16 protein-coding genes are annotated in these 21,425 nt (G+C 37.9%); 10 read left to right on the forward strand and 6 right to left on the reverse strand.

The features are described from left to right. Positions 1–80 precede the first annotated feature (80 nt). The 5 genes from GJU43_RS15605 to GJU43_RS15625 form a co-directional block, all read right to left on the reverse strand. On the reverse strand, positions 81–2,078 hold the full coding sequence (locus GJU43_RS15605) for a heavy metal translocating P-type ATPase (RefSeq protein ID WP_154341714.1): 1,998 nt from the start codon (positions 2,076–2,078) through the stop codon (positions 81–83). Between the two features lie 9 nt (positions 2,079–2,087). Then, entirely contained in the window at positions 2,088–3,296 is a 1,209-nt protein-coding gene (locus GJU43_RS15610) for an efflux RND transporter periplasmic adaptor subunit (RefSeq protein WP_154341716.1), read from the reverse strand. 12 nt (positions 3,297–3,308) lie between these two features. Continuing rightward, entirely contained in the window at positions 3,309–7,625 is a 4,317-nt protein-coding gene (locus GJU43_RS15615) for a CusA/CzcA family heavy metal efflux RND transporter (RefSeq protein WP_154341718.1), read from the reverse strand. A gap of 93 nt (positions 7,626–7,718) precedes the next feature. Continuing rightward, positions 7,719–8,045, reverse strand: coding sequence for a DUF6660 family protein (locus GJU43_RS15620; RefSeq protein ID WP_370455649.1), 327 nt, complete (start codon positions 8,043–8,045; stop codon positions 7,719–7,721). A gap of 77 nt (positions 8,046–8,122) precedes the next feature. Continuing rightward, positions 8,123–9,220 (reverse strand): DNA alkylation repair protein, encoded by a 1,098-nt coding sequence (locus GJU43_RS15625; RefSeq protein WP_154341720.1) that lies wholly within the window; start codon positions 9,218–9,220, stop codon positions 8,123–8,125. Positions 9,221–9,458: 238 nt separating this feature from the next. On the opposite strand from GJU43_RS15625, the gene nadC reads away from it, so the two are divergent. From nadC to priA, 5 genes are all read left to right on the forward strand, one after another. Beyond that, positions 9,459–10,316 carry a carboxylating nicotinate-nucleotide diphosphorylase gene (gene nadC, locus GJU43_RS15630; protein WP_154341721.1) on the forward strand — a complete coding sequence of 286 codons (858 nt, stop codon included), beginning with the start codon at positions 9,459–9,461 and terminating at the stop codon, positions 10,314–10,316. Between the two features lie 107 nt (positions 10,317–10,423). Then, positions 10,424–11,344 carry a YihY/virulence factor BrkB family protein gene (locus tag GJU43_RS15635; protein WP_154341723.1) on the forward strand — a complete coding sequence of 307 codons (921 nt, stop codon included), beginning with the start codon at positions 10,424–10,426 and terminating at the stop codon, positions 11,342–11,344. Between the two features lie 4 nt (positions 11,345–11,348). Continuing rightward, positions 11,349–11,780 carry a DUF2147 domain-containing protein gene (locus GJU43_RS15640; protein ID WP_154341725.1) on the forward strand — a complete coding sequence of 144 codons (432 nt, stop codon included), beginning with the start codon at positions 11,349–11,351 and terminating at the stop codon, positions 11,778–11,780. Between the two features lie 21 nt (positions 11,781–11,801). Further along, complete coding sequence (gene bla-B1-FLAV, locus GJU43_RS15645) at positions 11,802–12,545, forward strand: subclass B1 metallo-beta-lactamase (protein ID WP_154341727.1); 744 nt, start codon at positions 11,802–11,804, stop codon at positions 12,543–12,545. Between the two features lie 26 nt (positions 12,546–12,571). After that, positions 12,572–15,022 carry a primosomal protein N' gene (gene priA, locus GJU43_RS15650; protein ID WP_154341729.1) on the forward strand — a complete coding sequence of 817 codons (2,451 nt, stop codon included), beginning with the start codon at positions 12,572–12,574 and terminating at the stop codon, positions 15,020–15,022. Positions 15,023–15,024: 2 nt separating this feature from the next. Here priA and GJU43_RS15655 read toward each other — a convergent pair whose 3' ends face one another. Beyond that, positions 15,025–15,723 (reverse strand): LytTR family DNA-binding domain-containing protein, encoded by a 699-nt coding sequence (locus GJU43_RS15655; protein WP_127337513.1) that lies wholly within the window; start codon positions 15,721–15,723, stop codon positions 15,025–15,027. 179 nt (positions 15,724–15,902) lie between these two features. Here GJU43_RS15655 and rpsF point away from each other — a divergent pair, with 179 nt between their 5' ends. The 5 genes from rpsF to GJU43_RS15680 all read left to right on the forward strand — a co-directional run bounded on the left by rpsF (position 15,903) and on the right by GJU43_RS15680 (position 20,939). Next, positions 15,903–16,244: a 30S ribosomal protein S6 gene (gene rpsF, locus GJU43_RS15660; protein ID WP_059118879.1), complete on the forward strand. Its 342-nt coding sequence runs from the start codon at positions 15,903–15,905 to the stop codon at positions 16,242–16,244. Between the two features lie 5 nt (positions 16,245–16,249). Next, positions 16,250–16,546 carry a 30S ribosomal protein S18 gene (gene rpsR / locus GJU43_RS15665; protein ID WP_002987043.1) on the forward strand — a complete coding sequence of 99 codons (297 nt, stop codon included), beginning with the start codon at positions 16,250–16,252 and terminating at the stop codon, positions 16,544–16,546. 66 nt (positions 16,547–16,612) lie between these two features. Beyond that, on the forward strand, positions 16,613–17,053 hold the full coding sequence (gene rplI, locus GJU43_RS15670) for a 50S ribosomal protein L9 (protein WP_154341731.1): 441 nt from the start codon (positions 16,613–16,615) through the stop codon (positions 17,051–17,053). Between the two features lie 100 nt (positions 17,054–17,153). Further along, positions 17,154–20,357, forward strand: coding sequence for a TonB-dependent receptor (locus GJU43_RS15675; protein WP_154341733.1), 3,204 nt, complete (start codon positions 17,154–17,156; stop codon positions 20,355–20,357). Positions 20,358–20,465: 108 nt separating this feature from the next. Further along, on the forward strand, positions 20,466–20,939 hold the full coding sequence (locus GJU43_RS15680; RefSeq protein ID WP_154341734.1) for a DUF6495 family protein: 474 nt from the start codon (positions 20,466–20,468) through the stop codon (positions 20,937–20,939). Positions 20,940–21,425 lie beyond the last annotated feature (486 nt).

The raw sequence follows: 21,425 nt of genomic DNA on the forward strand, positions 1-21,425 counted from the left end.
GGGTTTTATTTGACTTTATGCAAAAATCTGCGCGAATCTTTTAATCTGTGGCTAAAATAGTAGCCACAGATTTTCAGGATTTAAAATTTCATTCGTTGTATTCTTACGGCATTTAAGATCGCTAGTAACGCCACTCCGACATCTGCAAAAACAGCTTCCCACATCGTTGCCAGACCTCCGGCGCCAAGAATCAGTACTACCGCTTTTACGACAAATGCGAGGCCAATATTCTGCCAGACGATTTGTTTGGTTTTTTTTCCAATATTGATGGCAGTATATATTTTGGTTGGCTGATCGTTCTGAATGACAATATCTGCCGTTTCTATCGTGGCATCACTTCCTAAACCACCCATCGCGATTCCGGCGTGGGCAAGGGCCACGACGGGCGCATCATTAACACCATCGCCCACAAAGGCAATTTTCAGGTTTTTGTTTTTCAATTCAGTCACTTTGGCGACTTTATCTTCCGGCAGCAAATCGCCATAGGCTTCATCGATATTTAATGCTTTGGCGACGGAGTTTACTACGGCGGTTTTGTCTCCCGAAAGCATGACTGTTTTTACGTTTATGCGATGTAAACTCTGAATGGCATCCTTTGCATCTTCTTTGATTTCATCGGCTATGAGAAAATAACCGGCATATTTTTGATTGATGGCCACTACGACTATTGTAAAAGGCGTATTGTCAATTTCCGAATCGTACTCAATATTGAATTTCTTCAGTAATTTGGTGTTTCCGGCGAGAATTTCGTTGCCGTCAATGGTGCCTTTCAGACCATGACCGGCGATTTCTTCTACAGCTGTCACAAGGTTTTCTTTCTCTGTTCCATTGGCATATTCGATGATCGCAGTGCCAACAGGATGTGTTGATTTGGTTTCGAGTGCCGCTGTATATTGTATTAAATCCGCTTCGGAAATCCCAACAGCTACTACTTTCTGAACTTTAAAAACACCTTTGGTCAAGGTTCCGGTTTTGTCCATTACGACCACCTGAATGGCTGCCATAATATCAAGAAAACCCGAACCTTTGAACAGAATTCCATTTTTACTGGCAGCTCCGATTCCACCGAAATAACCCAACGGAATAGAGATCACTAATGCACAAGGGCAGGAGATTACTAAAAATACCAAAGCACGATACAGCCAGTCTCTGAAAACATACTCATCCACAAAAAAGTAGGGAAGCAAACAAATCGCGATGGCGGAGTACACCACAATTGGGGTGTATATTTTGGCAAACTTTCGGATGAATAATTCTGTTGGTGCTTTTTTGGCGGTAGCATCCTGAACCATCTGCAGAATTTTCGACAATTTACTGTCGGTATATAAAGCTGTAATTTTTACCTCAGTCACGGAATTCAGATTGATCATTCCGGCCAGAACACTTTCGCCCTTATTTTTGGTATCCGGTTTACTTTCTCCTGTTAAAGCCGCGGTATTAAAGGAAGCCGTTTCTGAAAGCAGTTCGCCGTCGAGGCCTAGTTTTTCGCCTGGTTTTAATTGAATCACAGCTCCAATTTGGGCCTCCGTGGCTTTAATGATTTTGGTCTGGTTATTCTCCAGAATGGTCACTTCATCCGGACGCTGGTCTAATAATGTTTTGATGTTGGCTTTGGCACGTGTTACCGCCAGGGTCTGGAAAGTTTCACCAATAGCGTAAAAAAGCATTACGGCGACTCCTTCCGGATATTCGCCAATGGCAAAAGCACCGACTGTGGCAATGCTCATCAGTAAAAATTCAGAAAAGAAAGCACCATCTCTGGCACTTTCTAGCGCTTCTTTCAATACAGGAAAGCCGACAGGCAGATACGCAACCGCATACCAGGTGATCCTTACCCATCCGGTAAACCAGGTTTGTGGCAGGTAATTATCGAAAATAATGGCAATGATTAATAATAGAAAACTGATTATTGCCGGTAAAAAAAGCTGAAAAGTAGTCTGGTTTCCTATTGAATGATCGTGCCCGTCGTGATCGTCATGTCCGTGATCGTCAGTTGAGCAGCAACTGGCAGCTTTGTTTTTTTGGACTGCTGTATTTTGTTTGGTTTCGCAGCAGTCTGTATCGTCGCTATGTATCATAAATTTAAATTAATGGGTGTGCTCTCCACCGCCTTTTTGGGCAGATAAAAGGTAAAAAGCACCTTGTGTAACAATTTTGCTATTATCAGGGATTGAAGTTACAAATTTTATTTCGGTAAATCCCATATCAGTAGTGCCGGGAATCACTTCAATGGCTTTAAAATGTATTTCTTCAGCTTCTGCTGCAGATTCGGATTTTTTCTCTTTTTCAGGTTGTTCGGTTTCTTTAATAAAGATAAAATATTTATCGCCGTTTTTTACAATAGCCGCTTTTGGAAGTGCCGGTACTGTCGTATTATTGAGATTGATATTGGCAGAAACGTACATTCCCGAGATCAGTCCTTTGGCATCATCGGGATTTATTTTGGCGTGAACGGCCACGGTTTTGCTTTCATTGGAAAACGATTTATTGATACCGAATATTTTTCCTTTTATCGATTTATTCGATTGGTTGGTCAGTATAAAATCGACTTCCTGACCGATTGAAATGGAACCCAGATCTTTTTCGTACACATTTAAATCCAGATGCATCTGACTGTTGTCGGTGACTTCAAATAACGGAATTCCGGTTTCTGCAAATGCTCCTTTGGCAATATTAATTTTTCCGATGTAGCCATTTATGGGCGATACAATAGGAATCAGGGCGGTGTTGCTGCCCGGGCTGATATGAAGGGCCTGTAATTTGTTTTTTGCAGCCTGTGCTTTGGCTCTTTCTACCGCTAATTTGGCTTTTACTTCCTGAAATGTTTTTCGCGGATTTACATTTTCATCCGATAAGGTTTTCTGGCGGTTGTATTCCAATTGCAGATACTCGATATTGGCTGTAGCCGATTTATAATCTTCCAGCATTTCGACCACTTCGAGGTTTTGAATGGTCGCCAGCACTTTGCCTTTGTTGACATAAGTGCCTTCGAGTACTAAAATGTCTTTAACGGTACCGCCAAGCAGTGTCGCAATTTTGGCGGAATTCTGGGGTGGAACTGTCGTGTATCCATTGGCTTTAATAATGGTATTGAGGTTCCTGTTTTCGACACTTCCAAACTGAATACCAACTGTTTTAAACTGTACGGCAGTTAAGCTTACTTCATTTTCCGATGCTTCTTCTTCGTGAATTTCTTCCGCTTTTTTTTCATTACAGGAAGTTAAAAAGAACAGGAAAAGGGCAATAGGAAAGAGCAGGGGGATGAAACGGCTGTTTGTGTTTTTTATATTTTTCATGGATAATGGCGATTAATTAGTGGAAATGGAAGGGAATTGCAATCGAATGGCGCTCTGATTGTACGTATGCAGCGTTTCGGCATATTGCTTTTTTATATCAATGGCCTGATTTAAAAAACTGATATACGTCCAATAGCTCATATCTCCATTGGCGTAGCTTTTCTGGGCTGTTGTAATAATCTGCTCGGCATATTGCAAACCTTCTTTTTGATAATAGGATAATCCTTTTTGCTGTTTTTGAAATTCATTTTGCAATTCTTCCCTTTGCAGCTCCAGCGAGAATTTAGTTTTCTCTAACTCGAGTTCTGACTGGGTAATGTTTATGGCTGCTGCTTTGGCTTTAGCCGTATTTACGCTGCCAAACAACGGAATCTGCAAACCGGCCGTAAATCCCTGAAACAGGGATCTGGTATCAATGGTTTGTGCAAAATAGCCCAAACCTACTTTCGGTGCCCGTTGTGCTTTAAAAACATTTGCTTCTTTCTGATAGACCGAAATTTGTTGCTGGTGATAATCAGCTGCTAAATTTTCGACTTTGGAGGTATTGGAATCTTTTGTCACTGTAAATTGCGAAGCTGCCGAAGCATCAGGAACAATGTTTTCCCTGGTCTGAACAAAATACTGCAGCTGTTTTTGATAAATAGCCAGATCGTATTCTAATTGCTCTTTTTGGGTTTCAATCTCCTTCACTTTTGCCTTGGCACTGATGACTTCGATATTCCCGCTTTCACCGGTCTTAAAACGAAGCTCGGCATTTTTTAAAAACAAAGCGTAAACATCCAGCAATTCGGTGTTTAGTTTCTGAATAGAAAGGCCGTAGCCATATTGATAATAGGCTAATGTAACGGCTTTTTCAATCTCATATTCAGACATGGCTTTTCGCTTTTCGGCCAGTTTGACGAGCTCTTCCTGCAATTGCCGATTGGCTCTGGTAATTTTTCCAACGGGAAAATATTGCTGTACCGAAACGTTACTGTCATAATTAGCACTATTGAACTGTCCGCCCTGGTATTGTACCTGCAAAGGATCTGCCTGAAAAGCCGTCTTTTTAAGGATGGTTTGTTTCTCTATTTCTTTATCGGCAATTTTTAAATTGAGACTATTGGATTTCGCCATTTCCAATGCTTTTTCCAATGAAACAGGCTGGCTGTTTTGGGCAAAAGAGAAACTACTTATTAGCAATACAATAAGCGTTATTGTGGGTTTTATCGTCTTTGATTTGATTTTAATTCTTTTTTCGGACAATAAGTAGAGGATAGGCAAAACAATCAGCGTCAGGAATGTTGCTGAAAATAAACCGCCAATTACCACCGTGGCCAGTGGTTTCTGCACTTCGGCACCACCGCTTGTGGATAAAGCCATTGGCAGGAAACCTAATGAAGCTACTGCTGCGGTCATTAAAACCGGGCGTAATCTGGTTTTTGTCCCTGTTAAAACGCGTTCCAGCGGATTGTCAATGCCTTCTGATTTTAAATGATTGAAATACGAAATCAAAACAATTCCGTTGAGAACTGCGATTCCAAACAGTGCGATAAAGCCAATTCCGGCCGAGATGCTGAAAGGCATTCCGCGCAGCCACAAAGCAAATACCCCTCCAATAGCGGAAAGCGGAATTGCAGTAAAAATTAATGCGGCCTGTTTAATGCTTTTGAATGTGAAGTACAGCAGCACTAAAATTAAGCTCAGGGCAATCGGCAAAGCAATAGAAAGTCGTTTGTTGGCTTCGATGAGATTTTCGAACTGACCTCCGTACGTAATATAATATCCTGCAGGAAGCTCGAATTTTTTATCCAGTTTTTGCTGAATTTCCTCCACCACACTTTTTACATCACGTCCGCGGACATTTAAGCCAATAGTGATCCGGCGTTTCCCGTCTTCACGGCTTACCTGAACAGGACCCTGCTCGTAATCGATAGTGGCCACCTGCGAAAGAGGTACCTGCTGTCCGTTAGGTAAAGGAATAAACAAATTACTAACGTCATTAATATCGTTTCGGTTTTCCTTGTTCATCCGAACGACAATATCAAAACGTTTGTTTTCTTCATAGATTTTTCCGGCCGCTTCTCCGGCAAATGAGGAACGTATGATTTTATTTAAATCTTCAATATTTAAACCATACAGTGCAATTTTATCGTAATCGTACTTTATGGTAATCTGTGGCAATCCGGTTACTTTATCGGCTTTTAAATCACCAACACCTTCAATGGTATTGATTTTCTGAATGAGTTCACTCGCTTTTCTTTCGAGAACGTCCAGATTGTCGCCAAATATTTTAATAGCGATATCACTTCGGCTGCCCGTCATTAATTCGTTAAAACGCATCTGGATGGGTTGTGAAACTTCAATATTGGCCCCCGGGATTTTTTCCATTTCAGCTTTCATCAGATGGGCTAAATCTTCCCAGTTATCAGCGCTCGTCCATTCTTTTTTGTCTTTCAGGACAATAATTAAATCGCCGCTTTCTATAGGCATCGGATCGGTTGGAATTTCACCGCTTCCGATCTTCGTCACGATGGTTTTAATTTCCGGAAATTTAGCTTTCAGCATTTTTTCATACGCAGTTGTCGTTTTGATCATTTGAGACAGAGAACTTCCGGTCATGATGGTGGCATTAATCGACAAATCCCCTTCTTCTATGGTTGGAATAAATTCGCCTCCCATATTTTGAAAAATGATAATTGCGAAAACAAATAAAGACAAAGCAACTCCTAAAACTACTTTTTTGAAACGCAGTGCTTTTTCTAAAAACGGAGTGTATATTTTCTCCAGCCATTCCATCATGCGGTCACTGAAATTGGTTTTGTGTGCCGGATTTTTAGATAGAAATAAAGCACTCATCATCGGCACATAAGTGAGCGAAAGGACAAACGCACCCATTACAGCAAAACCAACCGTCATAGCCATTGGCTTAAACATTTTTCCTTCGGTTCCCACCAGGGCCAGAATCGGCAGGTAGACAATCAGGATAATGATTTCTCCAAACGCGGCACTGTTTCGTATTTTGGAAGCCGAAGCATATACTTCCTCATCCATTTCAGGCTGCGTTAATGTAGTTTTGTTTTTTAGCTTTTGCAGGTGATGCATAGTAGCTTCAACGATAATGACAGCCCCATCAACGATGATTCCGAAGTCGATTGCCCCCAGACTCATTAAGTTTCCGCTTACGCCAAAAGCATTCATTAATATGACGGCAAAAAGCATGGCCAGCGGAATGACAGAAGCGACAATTAATCCCGCGCGAAGATTTCCGAGAAATAAAATCAGGACAAAAATTACGATTAAAGCTCCTTCGAGCAGGTTTTTGGTCACCGTCCCGATGGCATTATCAACCAGTTTGCTTCTGTCAATAAAGGCTTCGGCCACAACCCCTTCGGGCAGCATTTTGTTGATCTGAATCATTTTTTCTTTCACACGTTCGACAACGGCTTTCGAATTTTCTCCTTTGAGCATTAAGGTTAAGCCACCCACGATTTCTCCTTTTCCGTCTTTGGTGGTTGCCCCGAAACGAATGGCATTTCCGGCTTGTACGGTGGCGACATCGCGAATTAAAATAGGAGTTGCGTTTCGGTTTTTAACAACGATGTTGCCAATATCCTTTATTCCGGAAGCCATACCGACACCGCGGATGAAATACGCAAATTCATCTTTTTCGATATAAGCCCCGCCCGTGTTCTGGTTGTTTTTTTCGAGGGCATCAAAGATCTCCGTAATAGTTACTCCGGAGCTGTTTAGGCGGTTGGGATCGACGGCAATTTCGTATTGTTTGACACTTCCTCCCCAGGTACTTACTTCAGCAACACCTTTCACACCCTGTAACTGAGGCACAATGATCCAGTCCTGAATGGTTCTTAAACTGGTTGCATTGTATTTGTTTTCATAGCCTTTTTTGGCATACACATCGTATTGGTAGATTTCACCTAAACCGGTGGTAATCGGAGCTAATTCCGGTGTCCCGGCATATTTTGGAATGTTTTCTTCGGCTTGTTTTAACCGCTGAAAAACTTGTTCGCGAGCCCAGTAGGTATCGGCATTTTCTTCAAAAACAACCGTAACAACCGACAATCCAAAACGGGATATACTTCGGAGTTCGATTACTTTTGGAATCGTTTTTACCGCCTGTTCCAGCGGATACGTGATCAATTGTTCTACTTCCTGACTGGCTAATGTTGGTGCTGTAGTGATAATCTGCACCTGATTGTTGGTAATATCAGGAAGTGCGTCTAACGGTAAATTTTTAAGCGAATAACTTCCCCAGGCGATTAGTATCAGGGTCAGTAAGAGTATAATGAATTTATTCTTTATACTGAATTGTATAATTTTATCGAGCATTTTTTGAATATAATGAATGAGAAATCAGACGGAATACGCCTGTTTTTTTGTGGTAAATCCACAACACATTTACCCGAAATTATTCGGGATTCATTATACTATTTGGGGCGGCTGCCAGATACTTCCGTAAAAATTAGAAGTAAAAACGGAGTGATACGAGGATAAAGGTTTTTTGATAAGAGGCGTACTTTCATCAAAAGACCACGCAATAACCGGAGTGGTGTTGAGTACTTGTGCGGCACAACAATTACAAGTACAAAAAGGAGGGCAAAGGTCTGACTCCTTATCGTGAGAGGTACTTTCAGTTTTCGATACCGTTTCTTTGGTATGCGCTATCGAATCACTTTGTAACGAATCTGCACAGGGCAAAGACGACAGCACGATTAAATAAACTGATAATATGAGGTTAATCCATTTCACGGGAGTAAAGATAAGGATAAATGGTTTATGTTAAAATTATAATATTCTTAATTTTTATGATGAGGATTCTTCTTCAGTTAGATCAGTTCAAAGCGCAGCGGTTCGCTTTCTGTTCCGTTTATGATAATCGACAATTCATGAATTCCGGTATGAAAAACGCGGGTGGTAATGATTCTGAAAGACTGGCTTCGTTCGACTTTTACGAATTGATCCGGCTGATAGGTTTTCTCGCTTATTTTGAAGACTTTTTTAGCCAGATGGCCTTTAGCTTTCTTGTAATACACAGCATATTCCAAACGGACTGTTTTAGGTTCCTTGTTGAGGTTTCTTAAATGAAACTGAAATTGTAAAGCTTCCCCGGTTTTTACAACCGGAGTTGTGATTTCAAAATCAGAAAGTTCAATATTCGAACTTTCCAGGCCATAATGACTCAGGATTTCGGGATGTCCCTGTTTCAGTAAAGTCCTGGAGCCATGTTTGATAATTGCGTCTGTTTCTTTGCTGAAGCCTTTCCATTGAGCTGCGATCTCCAGAACCGTCTGAGGATTGTCTTTGGCAATATCATTGAGGTTATTGGCAACGCTTCGGCGTACGTATTCGGAGGGATCATTTTTAAGATTTTCTAAAATAGGCAGGATAGAAGCGGGGTCTTTTTTTAAGTACGGAATTGCCATTGCCCATGGTAACCTCGGACGGCTTCCTTCGCTGGCCAGCCTTCGTACATGATGGTTTTGGTGCAGCGACCACTTTACCATTTCTTCGATCATTTTTTCTTTATATTTTAAAATGAAAGGGCGGACGGCAAATTCACAGCTGATAAACTGAGTAATTGAGACAAAGGCTGTAGCCGAAGTTTTGAAGTCATCCAGACCGTACATTTCGATGTAATCGGCAAAGAAAATAAACGCCAGGTTTCCTTCTGTAAATTGATTTTTTTTCAGGTTTTCAATGATTTTATCGATTAACGAAACCGCTTCCGGAAAATTCTCAGGCATGAACTGATGCAAAACAACAGTGGTATGTTTCATTCGGTCTTTCCATTCTTTTTGGGCAAAATCACCTTCATAAATAGTATCTATAAATTTTTGTTTCTGAAATGCCGGATGTACTTCAGCTACAGCGTGACTGAATTTTTCGTAAAAAGGCAACGAGTAAATATCTTTAATTAATCCCATGATTTTGTTTGAATGAACCTCAAAGATATTTAATGTTCTTAATTCGCAGTAACCAAAGAAGAAAAAAAAATAAACCAGTAAGAGAATAAGAAAAATTAAGCTTTATTCTTTTTGAAAATCAGTTTGTTAGTGGTGAAAAAAAAGGAGTATTTGAGGTGTTAAAAAAACTTTTCCCCTTCGTTCAACTTTCAAATCCACAAAATATGTCCTACTTTAGCATCTTATAAAATTCTAAAAAATGATTAGCCAGTTACAATTTCAAACGGAACTACAACTATTGATTAGCAATGCCATTAGAGAAGATGTTGGTACAGGCGATTACAGTTCGTTGGCCTGTATCCCTGAATCGGCGCACGGCCAGGCTAAATTATTGGTAAAAGATCAGGGAATTATTGCAGGTGTGGCACTTGCAAAAATGATTTTTGAATATGTAGATCCTGCTTTAAAAGTTAAAACATTTATAGAAGACGGTACACACGTAGAATATGGGGAAGTTGTTTTTGAAGTTTCAGGCAGTTCCCAGTCGATCCTGAAAGCAGAGAGAGTTGTTTTGAATACGATGCAGCGCATGTCTGCTATTGCCACTAAAACAAACCAGTATGTACAGCTTTTAGAAGGAACGGGTGCCAAAATATTAGATACACGTAAAACAACTCCAAATTTCAGGGCTGCCGAAAAATGGGCGGTGAAAATAGGCGGCGGCGAAAATCACCGTTTTGCACTTTACGATATGGTGATGCTAAAAGACAATCATATAGATTTCGCTGGCGGAATCACGCTTGCCATCAAGAAAACCAAAGCGTATTTGAAAGCCAACAATTTAGATCTGAAAATTATTGTAGAAGCCCGAAATTTAGATGAAATCCGTGAAATTCTGCTCAGCGACGGTGTTCACAGAATCCTGATTGACAACTTCAATTACGAAGACACTAAAACGGCCGTAAAATTAATCGGCACTAAATGCCAGACAGAATCTTCCGGAAATATCAACGAAAAAACTATTCGTGAATATGGGTTATGTGGCGTAAATTATATTTCATCCGGTGCTTTGACACACTCTGTGTACAATATGGATTTGAGTTTGAAGGCATTTTAGTAAAGTTTTGAGTTATGAGTTGTGGGTTATGAGTCGTGAGTTGAAAATCTAAAATCTAAAATCTAAGAATCCAAAATCTAAGAATCCAAAAATCTAAAATAATAACTATGTCTAAAGAAATAGAAGACCGGATCGAGAAAATTCCGGTATTACGTTCTGTAGTTGGGGTTTTTAAGAGAATAAAATTGCCCTGGTTAGAGGGGTTTTCGCTATACGATTTACTGGAATTGTACACTTTAGGAATTCTGGAAGGCGCTTTTTCTTATCATGCCAGTGCGGTTTCATTCAGTTTTTTTATGGCGCTGTTTCCTTTTGCATTATTTATTTTAAACTTAATTCCTTTTATTCCAATTGAAGGATTTCAGGCTGATTTCCTGCAGTTTGTGCAGCAGGGTGTTCCTCCCAATACCTATGATGCGATCAGTAAAATTATCAGTGATATTTTAAATAATAGTCACTCCGGTTTGTTGTCTTCGGGTTTTTTGCTTTCTATTTTTTTGATGGCAAACGGTATTAACGGAATTTTAAGTGGCTTCGAATCGTCAAAACATGTGTTTGATAAAAGAGGTTTCTTCAGTCAGTATCTAGTGGCGCTGGCCATTTCGCTTCTTATGACCATTATACTGTTTGTAACAGTGGCAACGATTGTAGTTTTTGAGGTTTTTATTCAGAAAACAATCATTCAGGATGTACTGAGTGACCGCATTCCGCTGATCATATTAGGACGTTATGCCTTCGTTATCTTGATGATTCTTATAACATCTTCAATATTATTGCGTTATGGTACAAGACAGTACAATAAAGTACCTTTTATCAGTATTGGATCTGTTTTTACGACGGTATTAATTGTTATATCTTCGTTCTTTTTTGGGATTTGGGTTATAAAATTCTCAAAATATAATGAACTTTATGGTTCAATTGGGACATTATTAATTCTAATGTTTTATATTTGGATAAACTGTATGATTCTGCTTTTGGGGTTTGAACTGAATGCCACTGTCAGAAAATTAAAACAAAAAAATAAATAATATTATGAAAAATTGGATGTTAACCATTGGAGTGCTTTTTCTAACCTTAAACACAATTCAGAGTCAGAGTGTCATTGGAAAGTGGAAAACTATTGATGATGAGACAGGTGAAGCCAAATCAATTGTGGAAGTTTATGAGAAATCAGGAAAAGTATACGGTAAAGTGGTAGAAATACTTCGTGCCGACCATAAAAAAGATATCTGTTCAAAGTGCAGCGGAGCAGAAAAGAACAAGCCAATTTTAGGAATGATTATTATTAACGGTCTTAAAAAAGACGGTGATGAATATAATGGCGGAAGTATTCTGGATCCTACAAATGGTAAAAAATACAAATGTTATATTACATTAGATTCTGCTGATAAACTAAAACTTCGCGGTTATGTTGGTGTTGCCATAATGGGAAGAACCCAATACTGGACCAGAGTAAAAAATTAATTTCTTTCTGATTCGTTCCACATGCGAAAACTACTATCGATATTCTTGTTCTTATCCGCATTGTCAATTAGTTTCGGACAAGCTAAGAATAACCCATTACCCATAAGTCATCTAACCGGTGACTTTTATGTTTATAAAACTTTTCATGATTATAACGGAACCCTGATTTCTGCCAATGCCATGTATCTGGTTACGGACAAAGGTGTCGTACTGTTTGATGCGCCCTGGGATGAAACGCAATTTCAGCCCTTATTAGACAGTATAAAAGCCAAACATAAAAAAGAGGTCATTATGTGTTTTGCAACGCATTCTCATGACGACAGGGCAGGTGGGATCGCATTCTATAAACAAAAAGGAATTAAAACCTATACGGGAAAAGGTACAGACGAAATTTTACAGAAAGAAAACAAACCAAGAGCAGCATTTATCCTGCCAAATGACAGCATCTTTACCGTCGGGCAATATAAATTTGAAGTGTATTATCCGGGAAAAGGACATGCACCTGATAATATAGTGGTGTGGTTTGGTAAAGAAAAAGTCCTATACGGTGCCTGTTTTATAAAAAGCGCCAGTGCGACAGACTTAGGTTATCTCGCGAATTCTGATGTAAAAGAATGGAAAAAATCGATTAAAAAAGTACAGGCCAAATTTAAAAATCCGGTGTATATAATTCCGGGTCACGAAGACTGGACTGATACAGGATCCCTGAATCATACTTTAAAATTGGTGGAAGATTATTTGAATAAACCGTCAGGAAAAAAGTAATTTTGCAAATCATATAAAATAATTACATGTTTTTTGTCGAAGTCGTTCTACCTCTTTCACTTTCTAAAACCTTTACTTATCGCGTTTCTGAGGCTGAATTCCATTTTATTAAAAAAGGAATGCGGGTGGCTGTGCCATTTGGTAAAAACAAAATTTATACAGCGCTTGTAATAGAGACACACGAGAATGCTCCGACATTATACGAGGCAAAAGAAATTCACCAGATTTTAGATGAAAAACCGATTGCAACCGAGATTCAGATCAAACACTGGCTTTGGATTGCTAATTATTATATGTGTGGCATAGGCGACGTGTATCGTGGTGCTTTTCCAACCGGATTATTGCTGGAAAGTGAAACCATTATTTCGCATAAACCCGATACAGTGGTAAATGATTCTGAACTTTCTGATGATGAATTCTTAATTTATGAAGCACTACAGCACCAAAGTTCACTTAAGGTTGGTGAAATTGCTTCTATTTTAAATAAAAAAAATATTCTTCCGATTCTTCAAAAGTTAATGTCAAAAGACATTATTGTTTTAGAAGAAGAAATTAAAGAAAGTTACAAGCCAAAACTGGTGCGATATGTAAAATTGCACAGTAAATATGAAACAGATGAGGGGTTAGGGCAATTATTAGAAGCCCTTAAAAATGCCAATAAGCAAAAAGAAATAGTGCTGGCTTATTTTCAGTTAAGCGCTTCAGAAAAAAAGCCCATCACGGTTAAGAAAATTGTAGAAGCTTCGCAGTCCTCGTCAGCAGCTGTAAAAGCATTGGTAGAAAAAGAAATTCTAGAAGAATATTTGCTGCAGCAGGATCGGGTTAATTTTGAAGGACAAGCCTCAGAAAAAAAATTACAGCTAAGTGAAGCCCAGGAAAAAGCTTTTACTGAAATTAAAGAAAGCTTTTTAGAAAAAGAAGTTTGTCTGCTTCATGGTGTAACGTCAAGCGGAAAAACGGAAATTTATATCAAATTAATTGAAGAATATCTGGCTACCGGAAAGCAAATCCTTTATTTGCTGCCCGAAATTGCACTGACTACACAACTGGTATCCCGTTTACGATTTCATTTTGGAGATAAAATCGCTGTCTTTCATTCGAAATACAGTAATAATGAAAGAGTGGAAGTGTGGAAACAAACACTCGGGAATGCAGATAAAGCCCAGATTATAATAGGAGCAAGGTCAGCACTTTTTCTGCCTTTCGCCGACTTAGGTCTATTGATTGTAGACGAAGAACACGAGCAGACTTTTAAGCAGACCGATCCCGCACCACGTTATCATGCCAGGGATTCAGCGGTAGTTTTGGCTAATTTTCATCAGGCGAAAGTACTTTTAGGATCAGCAACCCCCAGTATCGAAACGTACTTTAACACACAAACCGACAAATACGGCCTGGTATCCATTATGGAGCGTTATAATAATGTCCGTATGCCGGAAATTGTTCTGGTTGATCTGAAAGACAAACATTTCAGAAAAAGAATGACAGGGCATTTTAGCGATCTCCTGATCGAAGAAATTGCCGAGGCATTACAATTGGGCGAACAGGTAATTTTGTTTCAAAACAGACGCGGATATTCTCCTGTGATTGAATGTATGACTTGTGGTCACGTTCCGCATTGCCAGCAGTGCGATGTGAGTCTGACTTTTCACAAACATAAAAACCAGTTGCGTTGCCATTATTGTGGTTATGCGATTGCAAAACCTACGCATTGCCATAGTTGTTCCAGTATTGACCTGACTACAAAAGGCTTCGGGACAGAACAGATTGAGCAGGAATTACTCGCTCTATTTCCGAAAGCCAAAACCGGCAGAATGGATCAGGATACCACCCGTGGTAAATTTGGTTTCGAAAAGATTATTGATTCGTTTAAAAATCGCGAAATAGATATTCTGGTAGGAACACAAATGCTTGCCAAAGGCCTGGATTTTGACAATGTGAGCCTGGTCGGAATCATGAATGCCGATAATATGCTGCATCACCCTGACTTCAGGGCTTTCGAGCGCAGTTTTCAGATGATGACACAGGTAGCGGGGAGAGCAGGAAGAGCCGAAAAACAAGGCAAAGTGGTCATTCAGACTTATAATCCCAACCACAATACCATTCAACAGGTAACAACCAATAATTATGCAGGTATGTATAAGGAGCAATTGTACGATCGCCAGATCTATAAATACCCTCCTTATTTCAGGATTATTAAACTGACTTTAAAGCACCGTGATTTTGATAAACTCAAAGAAGGTTCGATGTGGTTGTATCAGGTGCTGAGTCAGAACCTGAATATGCCGGTACTGGGACCTGAAGAGCCGGCTATAAGCAGAATACGAAATGAGTATATACGTACGATCTTAATTAAGATTCCTCAAAACCTGCCACTTGGAGGTACAAAAAAAACTATTCAGAAAATGTTGAATAGTTTTGAAGCTGTTGCGCAGTACAGAGCTATAAAAGTTATAATAAACGTAGATTTTTATTAAAATTAAGATGAGGTAGAAAGTGCTTTCACGAGATCTTCTTTTTTATTTCTGCTTAAAGGAATCTTTGTAATACCGATTTCAGCAAATTTACTATTAAAACGTTCTACCTTATCAATATTGATAATGTAGGATTTGTGTACGCGAATAAATTTGTCTTTCGATAAATCATTTTCGAAAGATTTCATAGTAGAAAGGACCAGATTACTGTCATCTTCGGTAACCACTCTTACATAATCTCCAAAAGCTTCTATCCATTTGATTTTTGCAGTGAAAATTTTAAGTTTTTTAAGGTTGCTTTTAATGAAAATATGTTCGCCTTCTTCTTCTTTTACTTCTTTTTTGAGTAAATGCATATCAACTGCTCTTTTGACCGAAGCGTTGAAGCGATCGACAGCGATAGGTTTTTGAAGATAATCGGTAGCATCATAATCAAATGCTTTTAAAGCATATTCGGCTTTGGAAGTAATAAAAATGATCTGAGGTTTGGATTTTAGTCCGTCAAGGAAGTCAAAACCATTGATAACGGGCATTTCTATATCAAGAAATATTAAGTCGATATTATTAAGAGAGATACAGCTTTTCGCTTCAATTGCGTTCGAAAAGTCACCGATTAAATGCAAACCTGGGTGATTATTGACTAATTTTGCAATAATTGTCCTTTGTATAGAACTATCATCCACAACAACACAGTTTAGTTTCATAACATTTAAATTTAGAATAAATTTCAGGATAGCAGTAGTAAATATATTAATTTTTTTAGGAAAAAAACTAAACATGAGGTTTATTTTTCATTTTACGACGAATAAACGTAAAAAAGTGTTGCAGATATAAATATATTCACTACTTTTGCACCCAATTTTAACAAATAAATATTGTATTTATGAATCATTATGAAACTGTTTTCATTTTAAATCCCGTTTTATCTGAGGTTCAGGTGAAGGAAACAGTAACGAAATTTGAAGAATTTCTTACTAGCAGAGGAGCTGAAATGGTATCAAAAGAGGATTGGGGCCTAAAAAAGATGGCTTACGAAATCCAAAACAAGAAAAGTGGTTTTTATCACTTGTTTGAGTACAAAGTAGCAGGAGAAGTCCTAATTGCTTTTGAGACTGAATTTAGACGTGACGAGAGAGTTATGCGTTTCTTAACTGTAAGTTTAGACAAACATGCTATCTCATGGGCTGAAAGAAGAAGAGCCAAATTAAAATCTACTAAAGCTTAATTATTATGTCTACAATAGAGCAATCTGCAAAAGGAAAAAAAGACGGAGATATCAGATATTTAACGCCTTTAAACATTGAAACTAACAAAACTAAAAAGTATTGTCGTTTCAAAAAATCAGGAATCAAATACATCGATTATAAAGATGCTGATTTCTTATTGAAATTCGTTAATGAGCAAGGAAAAATTCTTCCTCGTCGTTTAACAGGAACTTCATTGAAATACCAAAGAAAAGTGTCTGTAGCTGTAAAAAGAGCACGTCATTTAGCTTTAATGCCATACGTGGCCGATTTATTAAAATAATATTAAACAACAGTTGTTGGTTTCCGGTAAGATGGAACCTAACTTCTCAAATATAAGGACAACAACATGGAACTTATTTTAAAACAAGACGTACAGAATCTAGGATTTAAAGATGATGTAGTTACTGTAAAAGCTGGTTACGGACGTAACTTTTTAATACCTCAGGGTTTTGCTGCTTTAGCAACTCCTTCTGCTAAAAAAGTTTTGGCTGAAAACCTAAAACAAAGAGCGCACAAAGAAGCTAAAGTTGTGGCTGATGCTAAAGCATTAGCGGAGACTCTTAAAGCTCTTGAAATTAAACTTAGTGCAAAAGCTGGTGGAGAGAAACTTTTTGGTTCTATCACAAACATCGACATTGCTGAAGCTTTAGAAAAATCAGGTAACGCTATTGATAGAAAATTCATCACTAGCGGTATCGTAAAACGTACTGGAAAATATACAGCTAACATCCGTTTACACAGAGATGTTATCGTTGAATTGCCTTACGAAATTATTGCAGAGAAATAACAGATTGTTAACTTTTTGTTAATAAAATATAAAAATCACTCCACGGAGTGATTTTTTTTTGCCTAATTTTGAGGGAAATAACTCACTCAAAACCAGGAAAATGAAAAAAATCTTTGCATTATTGTTCTGTGTCTTTGGTCTTACCGTAAGTATAGGCCAAACCACAACATCGAGTATTAAGGGTATTGTAAAAAGTTCGGGCAACGAACTTTTGCCGGGAGCGACTATCCTGGCCGTTCATACTCCGACTGGTTCAAAATATTCTTCTCTCTCCAATGAAGACGGAAGATTTAATATTTTGAATATGAGAATTGGCGGACCTTATAAAATTATTGTGACTTTTGTGGGGTATCAAAATCAGGAATATAATGATGTTTATCTGGATTTAGGAAAGGTCTTTAATCTGGATGTTATTTTAGCGAATGAAAGCCAGACTTTGGAAGAAGTTAAAGTAGTTTCCAAAAATAAAGTTTTTCAAAGTGGAAGAACCGGTGCCGAAACTACAATTGGCAGAAGAGAGCTGACTGCTTTGCCTACTATTTCAAGATCAGCTGAAGATTTCACCCGTTTAGAGCCAACAGCCAGTGGTGGTTCGTTTGGTGGAAGAAATGACCAGTACAATAATTACTCCTTAAACGGGGCTATTTTTAATAATCCATTCGGATTAGATGCGGCAACTCCCGGCGGGCAAACAGGTTCTCAGCCCATTTCATTGGATGCAATCGACCAGATTCAGGTAGCAACCGCTCCTTACGATGTTACTCTGTCGGGTTTTACAGGAGCTTCTGTAAATGCGGTAACAAAGTCAGGGAGTAACGAATTTCATGGAACTGCCTATGTGTTTTACAGAAACCAGGATTTGACAGGAAGTAAAATAAAAGGTGAAAAAATATTTGTACCGTCTTTAGAACAAACCCAGGCAGGATTCAGTTTGGGAGCCCCTATTGTGAAAGATAAATTATTCATTTTTGGAAATTTTGAAATCGATAAAAGAAGCGATCTAGGATCTAACTTCGTAGCGAATAATAATGATGGGGTTACCGGAATCAACGAATCAAGAGTGTTGGAATCTGATTTGATTGCAGTGTCAAATGCTTTAACGAATTTAAAAGATGCGAATGGTAATAATTTTAATTATAATCCGGGAGCGTATCAGGGCTTTGTGCACAATTCGAATTCTACAAAAGGAATTGTAAAACTGGACTGGAACATCAATGATAATCATAAATTAGCGGTGATTTATAATTTTCTGGATGCTTCTAAAGATAAACCCGCTCATCCTACCGCCTTAGGGTTCAGGGGGCCAAATGCTTCCATTCTTCAGTTTCAGAATGCCGGATACCAGATTAATAATAAACTGAGCTCTTTTTTATTGGAGTTAAATTCAAAATTTAGTGAATCTGTTTCCAATAAACTACAGGCAGGTTATACGTATTTTAATGATTACAGAGATCCCTTTTCATCTCCTGCTCCGGTAATTAATATACAGGACGGTGCGGGCTCGAATTATATTATTGCCGGTCACGAGCCTTTTTCGATCAATAATACACTGAAACAGAAAGTAATTCAGATCACGGATAATCTGACGTATACAGTAGGCAGCCATGCCTTTACTTTTGGTACCTCTTTTGAAAAATTTAATTTCGAAAATTCTTTTAACTTAGCAGGTTACGATAAATTTCGTGGGAATACTGATCCTGTTCCTTATTATGGAACTTTCAGGCCTTATGCAAGCGTAGCAGACTTTTTAGCAGACGCCGCTTTACCATTTGCATCCAGTTCAGTAGCTCAGAATATGCAGAATGCAATAGATACTTATAATTCTAAAAACAATAATGCTGTTGGTGCAGATAATGGCTGGAAGCTGGCAGAATTAAATGTGGGGCAGTGGGCGTTTTATGCACAGGATGACTGGAGTATTACAGATAACTTCAAATTATCAGTAGGTTTAAGAGCAGATAAACCTTTGTATTTTAATACTGCAGATCTGATTCAGAAATATATAGACACTAATAATGGCGGAGCAAAAAGAGATAATAATGTAGATTATTATGATCCTGAAACAGGTAAAGCTGTAAAATTAATTTCTACCAACCTGCCCAGCAATAAAATTTTGTGGTCACCAAGAATCGGTTTTAACTGGGATGCCAGTGGTAATGCGACATCACAGCTTCGAGGCGGGTCGGGAGTTTTTACAGGAAGAATTCCTTTTGTTTGGTTAGGCAATCAGGTAAGTGGTGCCGATGACAGCTTTTTTCAGATTATGGATCCGGATTATAAATGGCCGCAAGTCTGGAGAAGCAGTTTAGGATATGATCATAAATTTGAAAGCAATTATATCCTGACTATTGACATGTCGTATAATAAAGATATTAATGGTGTTCATGTGCAAAACTGGGGTTTAAAAGATCCAACGGGGACTCTGGGAGGTGTAGATAACAGACTCATCTATACAGCTGCTGACAAAGGCGCAAATAATGCGTATGTCATGACTAATTCAGATAAAGGATTTGCTTTTAATAGTTCGGTTAAAATCCAGAAAACTTTTGAAAATGGTTTATATGCAAGTTTGGCCTATAACTATTTAGTATCTAAAGATGTGAATTCCATAGAAGCGGAGATTACCGGGGATGCCTTTGCTTTTAATCCTGCTTTGGGTAATGTAAATAAAGATGTGCTTTCTAATTCTAAATACGGAGACAATAACCGTTTCATTGGTGTGGGTTCAAAAAAATGGAAATACGGTAAGGATAAATGGGCCACGACAATTTCTACTTTCTTCGAATATGCCAGAGGAGGTCGTTTTAGTTATACGTACGGAGGTGATATCAATAATGACGGATCTGCTGTAAATGATTTGATATATGTGCCTACAGCGGCTGAAATCGGGTTAATGACTTTTACAGGAGGAGCGGCACAAGGGCAGGCTTTTAATAAATTTATTGAACAGGATGATTATTTAAGAGACAGAAGAGGTCAGTATGCTGAGCGCTACGGGGCAATTTCTCCGTGGAGAGGAAAATGGGATTTAAAACTTTTACAGGATTATAACTTTAAATTTTCATCTGCTTCAGAAAAAAAGAATACCATACAGTTTAGTATTGATATTTTAAATGTTGGAAACCTGATTAATTCTGATTGGGGAGTGGTTCAGGTTCCTACCAGTGTTCAGCCAATAGGAGTTACGGTTGTTGGAAATACACCAACGTATACCTTTACCAATACACAGACAAAAACCTTTAGTTATGATGCCAGTTTAAATTCAAGATGGCAGATGCAATTTGGTATCAGATATATTTTCTAATCGCATAAAGATATCGTAAATTTGCCCCCTCATTTGAGGGGGCTTTTTTTTTGTTTAAAATCTAAACACTTATAAAGCTGCATAGAGGTTTAATTTGAAAAAATAATAATGAAATACGCAAGATTAACAAAAGAACAATTTGACGAATTACATGCAGAATTTTCCAGTTTTCTCGCAACTCAGGCAATTGATAAGGCAGAGTGGGTTGCTATAAAAGAAAATAAACCTGAAGTCGCAGAACAGGAACTGGATATTTTTTCGGATTTGATCTGGGAAGGTGTTTTGTCCAGGGCAGAATTTTTGGAGCATTTTTCTAAAAACCATATTTTCTTATTTCAATGTTTTGAGACTCACGTGCAGTCTATTGTTTTAAAATCATTGGTTCCTGAAACTGATTTCCTGACGCAGGAAGGTTTGCAGTGGCTGAGTGATAATATGTTTACAGAAACAATAGAAATGAAGGTCGGAAAAAAGGTATTTACTGAAGATCGCAATGCTTCTATTTTTGAATTAATTCAGCAAGGTGCTTTTTTAAGCGACGGACAACTGTTTAAACAAATTAATACAATTATAGAATCCTGATAATTTGGAAATGATTAAAATAAAAATTCAAAGTGTTGATGTTTAATTATTTACCTTTTGTTTAATGTTTTAACTTTTGTTTAATCTTTTTTATTTTTTTTTACCCGTATTTCTACGTGTTTTTTTCGAATAACTAAGCATTTTAACTTTCCGATTAATTCTGTAAGTTTTACTTTTCAAATATCGCTTTTATGTTAACAAAAATACAGATCTAAAAGCTTAAAAGTAGTATTAAACTTACTTTTTGTATATTTCACAAAAAATAGTTAAAAAAAATGTGATATATATAACTATCTCATTTTAAGTGTGAAACGTCAGTAATTTCTAAGCGTGAGCTGTTTTTTCTTGTTCTTAAATTTAAGCCAATTCAAAAAAATAGGAATTTTAGGTTTGTTTTATATTTTAATTTTAATTAATTTTAGTAAAAGAAAGTTAAACAAAATGGTTTTTAGGTTTTTTCTATAAACATTTATAAAGGAAGTGATT

This window comes from Flavobacterium sp. LC2016-23 (assembly GCF_009674775.1).
Lineage (GTDB): Bacteria > Bacteroidota > Bacteroidia > Flavobacteriales > Flavobacteriaceae > Flavobacterium.

What these genes read in the sequence shown, in the direction of transcription:
- GJU43_RS15625 (WP_154341720.1), bottom strand. Translation starts at nt 9,220, where the DNA reads ATGGGATTAATTAAAGATATTTACTCGTTGCCTTTTTACGAAAAATTC.
- nadC (WP_154341721.1), top strand. Translation starts at nt 9,459, where the DNA reads ATGATTAGCCAGTTACAATTTCAAACGGAACTACAACTATTGATTAGC.
- GJU43_RS15675 (WP_154341733.1), top strand. Translation starts at nt 17,154, where the DNA reads ATGAAAAAAATCTTTGCATTATTGTTCTGTGTCTTTGGTCTTACCGTA.
- GJU43_RS15635 (WP_154341723.1), top strand. Translation starts at nt 10,424, where the DNA reads ATGTCTAAAGAAATAGAAGACCGGATCGAGAAAATTCCGGTATTACGT.
- priA (WP_154341729.1), top strand. Translation starts at nt 12,572, where the DNA reads ATGTTTTTTGTCGAAGTCGTTCTACCTCTTTCACTTTCTAAAACCTTT.
- GJU43_RS15655 (WP_127337513.1), bottom strand. Translation starts at nt 15,723, where the DNA reads ATGAAACTAAACTGTGTTGTTGTGGATGATAGTTCTATACAAAGGACA.
- bla-B1-FLAV (WP_154341727.1), top strand. Translation starts at nt 11,802, where the DNA reads ATGCGAAAACTACTATCGATATTCTTGTTCTTATCCGCATTGTCAATT.
- GJU43_RS15610 (WP_154341716.1), bottom strand. Translation starts at nt 3,296, where the DNA reads ATGAAAAATATAAAAAACACAAACAGCCGTTTCATCCCCCTGCTCTTT.
- GJU43_RS15615 (WP_154341718.1), bottom strand. Translation starts at nt 7,625, where the DNA reads ATGCTCGATAAAATTATACAATTCAGTATAAAGAATAAATTCATTATA.
- GJU43_RS15605 (WP_154341714.1), bottom strand. Translation starts at nt 2,078, where the DNA reads ATGATACATAGCGACGATACAGACTGCTGCGAAACCAAACAAAATACA.
- rplI (WP_154341731.1), top strand. Translation starts at nt 16,613, where the DNA reads ATGGAACTTATTTTAAAACAAGACGTACAGAATCTAGGATTTAAAGAT.
- GJU43_RS15640 (WP_154341725.1), top strand. Translation starts at nt 11,349, where the DNA reads ATGAAAAATTGGATGTTAACCATTGGAGTGCTTTTTCTAACCTTAAAC.
- rpsF (WP_059118879.1), top strand. Translation starts at nt 15,903, where the DNA reads ATGAATCATTATGAAACTGTTTTCATTTTAAATCCCGTTTTATCTGAG.
- rpsR (WP_002987043.1), top strand. Translation starts at nt 16,250, where the DNA reads ATGTCTACAATAGAGCAATCTGCAAAAGGAAAAAAAGACGGAGATATC.
- GJU43_RS15680 (WP_154341734.1), top strand. Translation starts at nt 20,466, where the DNA reads ATGAAATACGCAAGATTAACAAAAGAACAATTTGACGAATTACATGCA.